Below are 5,241 nucleotides of genomic sequence, written 5' to 3'. Positions count from 1 at the left end.
TGCGCCGCCGAGGGGGATCAGGCACGCGCCTCAGCGTATTACGCAGGGGTCTCATGGTTGGATGTTTCGGAAGAATGTCTACATGTTGTCATGTGGCCATACTGAATGAGTGAAAATATATTCAGATGGCTCATCGGTAATAGGCGATGCAAGGAGGGATTGCAAGGAAAGTGTTTGTGTATCATCCTTTTGTAAATAATTATATGTTTGTTGATTGATGGGTGAATGTGCTTCAGCCAAGAAAACCCACCTTAGTCGGATGCCCCCCCACCTTGCGCCCTGCCCCGTTGTCGTGTATCGCGTGACCGTCAAGCCATGCGTGATTCCTCCAATAATCAATCCATGTCCTACGATACTTCCAGCGTCCTGCCCGTCTTGCGCCGGGTATTCGGGTTCAGTTCCTTCCGGCCGGGCCAGGATGCGGTGGTCGCGGCCGCGTTGGCGGGGGAGGACGTGCTGGCGGTGATGCCTACGGGAAGCGGCAAGTCGCTCTGTTATCAGCTGCCCGCGCTGACCGGGGGAGGGCTCACCGTGGTCGTCTCGCCGCTCATCGCCCTCATGACGGATCAGGTGAGCCAGTTGCGGGCGCTGGGCGTGGCCGCCTATGCGCTCAACTCGGGGCAGAGCTCCGCCGAGAACTCCCAGGCCCTGCGCGCCGCGCGCTCAGGCGAAGCCCGGCTCCTTTACGTGGCCCCCGAGCGTCTGTTGCGGGGCAACACGCTCGAACTGCTGCAGGGCTGCGCCGTCCGGCGTCTGGTGGTGGACGAGGCCCACTGCGTGTCGCAATGGGGCCACGACTTCCGGCCGGAATACCTGGAGCTGAGCCACGCCGCCCAGGCCTTCGGAGACGTGCAGCTTCTGGCCTTCACCGCCACCGCCGACGAGGCCACGCGCGCGGACATCGCGGCGCGCCTCTTCTCCAGGCCCCCGCACGTGTTCGTGCACGGGTTCGACCGCCCCAACATCCGCCTGGCCATGGCCCCCAAGGACAACGCCCGCCGCCAGGTGCTCGATTTCGTCGCCAAGCACCCGGGCGAGAGCGGCATCGTCTACTGCGCCACGCGCAGGGAGACCGAACGCTTCGCAGAGGCGCTCTCCGAGAGCGGCCGGGACGCGCTGCCCTACCACGCCGGGATGGAGCAGGACCAGCGCCGCGAGAACCAGGCCCGCTTCCAGCAGGAGGACGGCGTGGTGATGGCCGCCACCATCGCCTTCGGCATGGGCATCGACAAGCCCGACGTGCGCTTCGTCTGCCACGCCAGCATGCCCAAGAGCATCGAGGCCTACTACCAGGAGATCGGCCGGGCCGGGCGCGACGGCCTGCCCGCCGACACCCTGACCCTCTACGGCCTGGACGACATCCGCCTCCGGCGCGCCCAGATCGCGGAGAGCGAGGCCGGGGAGGACCAGAAGCGCATCGAGACGCACCGCCTGGGCGCGCTCATCGCCCTGTGCGAGACGCCCCGCTGCCGCCGCCAGACGCTGCTGGCCTATTTCGGGGAGGAGGCCCCTCCCTGCGGCAACTGCGACGTGTGCCAAAGCGGCTGCACGGTGCGCGACGGCACCATCGACGCCCAGAAGGCCATGTCCGCCATGGTGCGCACGGGCGAGCGCTTCGGCATGGAGCACCTAGTGAACATCCTGCTCGGCAAGCGCACCGACGCCGTGGAGCGCTGCGGCCACCACGAGCTGCCCACCTTCGGGGTCGGCAAGGAGTGCGACGCACGGCACTGGCGCGCCGTCTTCCGGCAGCTGATGGGCTCGGGGCTGGCCACGCTGGACATCGTGAACCACGGCTGCTGGAAGGTGACGGCAAAGGGGTGGTCGGTGCTGCGCGGCGCGGAGCGCGTCCGGATGCGGGGCGACCTGCTGGACGAAGCGCCCGCGCGGGGCAAGCGGGGCCGTGCGTCCGCACGGCCGAACCCCGTGGGGCAGGTGGCGGACAGGCTGCTCACGGCCCTGAAGGTTCTGCGCAACGGGCTGGCCAAGCAGCAGGGCGTCCCGGCGTTCGTCGTCTTTTCGGACCGGACTCTCCTCGACATGGCCGAACGCAAGCCGCGGTCCCTGGAGGAAATGGCGGCGATCCACGGCGTTGGCGAGAAGAAGCTCGCGCAATACGGCCAGGCGTTCCTCGACCAGGTGCGCAATCACCTGGGTCTCGGCGCGGGGGCGGGCGGGCGGCCCGTCGGGGACGATCCTCCCCAAAGGCCGGAGCCGCTTGAGGAAGTTGCCGAATCCAGGCCCGACCGGCGCGACCTCGACAGGGAGAGCAAGGTGGCCTCGGAGGCCGTGGTGAAGGTGCGCGCGGCCCTGGCGCGGGCGTCCGATCACGGCGATTTCCTGGACCGGCTGGAGGAACAGGGCCTGGAACTCAAGGTAAACGGCGGCTACCTGTCGGTCCGGGACGCGGAAACAGGGTGGCTCCTGGCCATGGTTTCCCTGTCAGGCCCCCTGGGCAACGCGATCGCCGAGCGCTTCGGCGCACGCTTCGGCTGATCGGCGCGGCAAGGCCCGACATGGGGCAGGAATGCGCCGCGTGCCGAAGGGGCGCTCACGGGAGCCCCTGCCGTCTTCCCTCCGGACCCCGGATCCCGGTCAGCGCCGTTCTCCGCCGCCCGGACGCAACGGGTCAGGGCATGCCGGGCCTGTCGCTGAAGAGGTAGCCGTGGAGCAGCACGCGGCGCTCCTCCGCAGTGACCACTTCGAGGGGCACGGTGAAGGTGCACGGACCTTCCGCCGCCTGGCATTCCCGGCGCAGCACGCGCATCACGCGGCATCCCAGGTGCGTGTCGGATTCTCCGGGGTGCTCGCCCGGGACCACGATGTCCACTTCCATGCCCGGCAGGATCACCGTGGACGACTTGCAGAGCATGCTCCGGGAGGAGACGCGCAGCACAGTGGCCGTCACGGGCTTGTGGTCAGGGGCCTTGCCCGTCGCGCCCGCGTCCTTGCCCGAGAAGGAAAAGACGCAGTTCCCCGTGCGCCCGGCCTCCGTCAGGGCCGTCTCGACCCTCTCCAGCAGGGTCTTGGCGTTGATGGCGTCCTCGGGAAAACAGGCCACGCCCAGGCTGGCGGTCAGGGCCACGGGCGTGTCGCGCAGGTTGACGGGGGTGCACTCCACGATCTGCCGCAGCCGTTCAGCTGCGGCCATGGACTGGTCGCAGTTGGTCTCGGGCAGGATCAGGGCGAACGTGTCGGACCCGTAGCGCACGATATGGTCGGTGTCCCGGGCAGCCTCGTCGAGGGCCCTGGCCACGGCCCGGAGGGCGTCGTCCCCGCCGGGCTGTCCGTAGGTGTCCGTGACCTGCCGGAAGTCGTCGAGGACGAGCATGATCAGGGAGAAGCGGTGCTGGAAGCGCTTGAACCGTTCGATCTCGCGGTGGAGCGATTTTTTGAAGTAATGACGGTTGTAGAGGCCCGTGAGCTCGTCGACCAGGCTGCCGCTTTCCTTGCGCAGCAAGAGCTTCATTTCCACCAGGATCGGGCTTCGCAGCTTCGGGTGGAGGTTCAGGAAGTAGTCGCAGATGGCCACGCGAAGCCCTACGTCGCGCCCCTGGGATGCGTTCAGGCTGTCCAGGTTGGTGAGGATCTCCTTCCAGTAGCGCAGCGAGTCCTCGACGGAAAAGCGCATCCGCGTCAGGTGGTAGAGAAGGTCGGCATAGGCCTGGCCGCCCTCGCCGAAGCCGTCCGCGAGGTCGTTCCTGTCGATCCCTGCCTTGCGCAGGAGCTCGCGTACGCCGATGTCCGGCGCGTCGTGGTCGACGTGTTCTGCTTTCAAGGTGGCTGCCTTCCCGGTGGAGTGTTGCGCCACGCCGGGCGGTGGAGCGTGCCCGTGATGAATGCCTGCCGGACAGGCGTGCGGCGAGCGCCAGGCGTCGGCAAACGGACCTGGGCGTGGCCGACCGCCCCCGGCAAGGGTGACCTTCCATAGACGCTCAGTCGTGATTCTGGCAAGGGCGGATACAGGAGTTGCGGAAGTTTTCCCGCAGGGTTCCAGGCTCCACGCCCTCTTCTCTGGACCCGTCCGGCCTGTCCGGGGTATGCACCCCTCTTCACGATCCGTTCAAGGAGGAACATCATGTCCAAGCCCCTCACCGGCAAACGCATTCTCATCCAGGTGGCCGACACCTACGAAGACCTGGAACTCTGGTATCCCAGACTGCGCATGATCGAGGCCGGGGCCGAGGCGGTGGTGGCAGGGCTCGACCCCGCCGGACGCCTTTACACCGGCAAGCACACCTATCCGTGCGTCTCCGACGCCTGCCTCAAGGACCTCCACGCGAAGGATTTCGACGCCCTCATCGTGCCCGGCGGCTTCGCCCCGGACATCCTGCGCCGCGACGCCAAGGCCATGGCCCTCACCCGCGCCTTCCACGAGGCCGGAAAGCTCGTGGCCTTCATCTGCCATGCGGGGTGGGTGCCCATCTCGGCCAGGATCGTGCGCGGCTACCGCGTCACGGGCTGCGTGGCCCTCAGGGACGACCTGGAGAACGCCGGGGCCGTCTGGGAGGACGCCTCCGTGGTGGTGGACCGCAACCTCGTCAGCAGCCGCCGCCCGGCCGACCTGCCCGACTTCTGCGAGGCCATCCTGGACTGGTTCGCCCGCAGCGCCGGATAGCGGCACATTGGGGAGGCTCCCAAACTCCATGCACAGGGAGTGCCAAAGCCTCGGTCGGAACTTCAGTCCGCAGGGATCGAAAGCCTGAAGCAGCCTGTCGGGGGATGGCCCTGTCGCGGCTTCACGGGGCACAACATCCGGGGGCTGGTCCGCGCCCGGATGGAAAGATCCCGCCGCCGACCCAGGCGGCGGATGGTTCCCCCTGCCGGTGGTGCTGGGCCGCCGGGCGCTGCGGGGCGGCCGCGCCGCTCAGCCGCCCGGACGGTTCGGAAAGGGGGGGCGTATCCTGTGGCGGAGGGGCGTGCAGCCCAGGCCCGACAGGCCCGGGCCGCTCAGGGCAGCCCGAGGGGGCGGGCGTAGGCCTTGGCCAGTCCGGCGGGCAGGGCCACGAACACGGGACGTTTGGCCGGGTCCAGCCAGGCGGCCAGCCGTTCCAGGTCCTTGAGGGCCATGGCCGTGCAGCCCGCCGTTCCGGTTTCGGCGTTGCGCCACACGTGCAGGAAGATGCAGGAGCCCGCGCCGGGGCTGGCCGGACCGGTGTTGTGCTCCACGGTCAGGCCCAGACGGTAGAGTTCGTCCTTGCGGCGCATCTCTTCGGAAGAGCCCCAGGTCTTGGGTTTCTG

Annotated in this window: 4 protein-coding genes; 2 read left to right on the top strand and 2 right to left on the bottom strand. The window is 68.2% G+C overall.

What is annotated here, in order from left to right; all coding sequences use genetic code 11:
• The first annotated feature begins 342 nt into the window (after positions 1–342).
• Entirely contained in the window at positions 343–2,496 is a 2,154-nt protein-coding gene (recQ, locus tag ACV4UX_RS17080) for a DNA helicase RecQ (protein ID WP_491594486.1), read from the top strand.
• A gap of 133 nt (positions 2,497–2,629) precedes the next feature.
• Here the strand turns inward: recQ and ACV4UX_RS17075 are convergent, their stop codons facing one another.
• A complete protein-coding gene (locus ACV4UX_RS17075; RefSeq protein ID WP_491594485.1) occupies positions 2,630–3,778 on the bottom strand; it encodes a GGDEF domain-containing protein in 1,149 nt (382 codons plus the stop codon).
• Positions 3,779–4,078: 300 nt separating this feature from the next.
• Between ACV4UX_RS17075 and ACV4UX_RS17070 the strand changes: the two genes are divergently transcribed.
• The gene (locus ACV4UX_RS17070; protein WP_491594484.1) at positions 4,079–4,618 is read left to right on the top strand and encodes a type 1 glutamine amidotransferase domain-containing protein; all 540 of its coding nucleotides are present in this window, start codon (positions 4,079–4,081) and stop codon (positions 4,616–4,618) included.
• Between the two features lie 332 nt (positions 4,619–4,950).
• Here the strand turns inward: ACV4UX_RS17070 and ACV4UX_RS17065 are convergent.
• Positions 4,951–5,241 (bottom strand): L,D-transpeptidase family protein (locus ACV4UX_RS17065; protein WP_491594483.1); only part of this gene is annotated, 291 nt, incomplete at its 5' end.

This window comes from Fundidesulfovibrio sp. (assembly GCF_058402725.1).
Note: the sequence above shows the minus strand (reverse complement) of the source record. Positions and strands in the feature narration are given on the sequence as shown.

Bases quoted from the DNA above. Each gene is read 5' to 3' on its own strand.
- recQ (WP_491594486.1), top strand. From the start codon at position 343: ATGTCCTACGATACTTCCAGCGTCCTGCCCGTCTTGCGCCGGGTATTC.
- ACV4UX_RS17070 (WP_491594484.1), top strand. From the start codon at position 4,079: ATGTCCAAGCCCCTCACCGGCAAACGCATTCTCATCCAGGTGGCCGAC.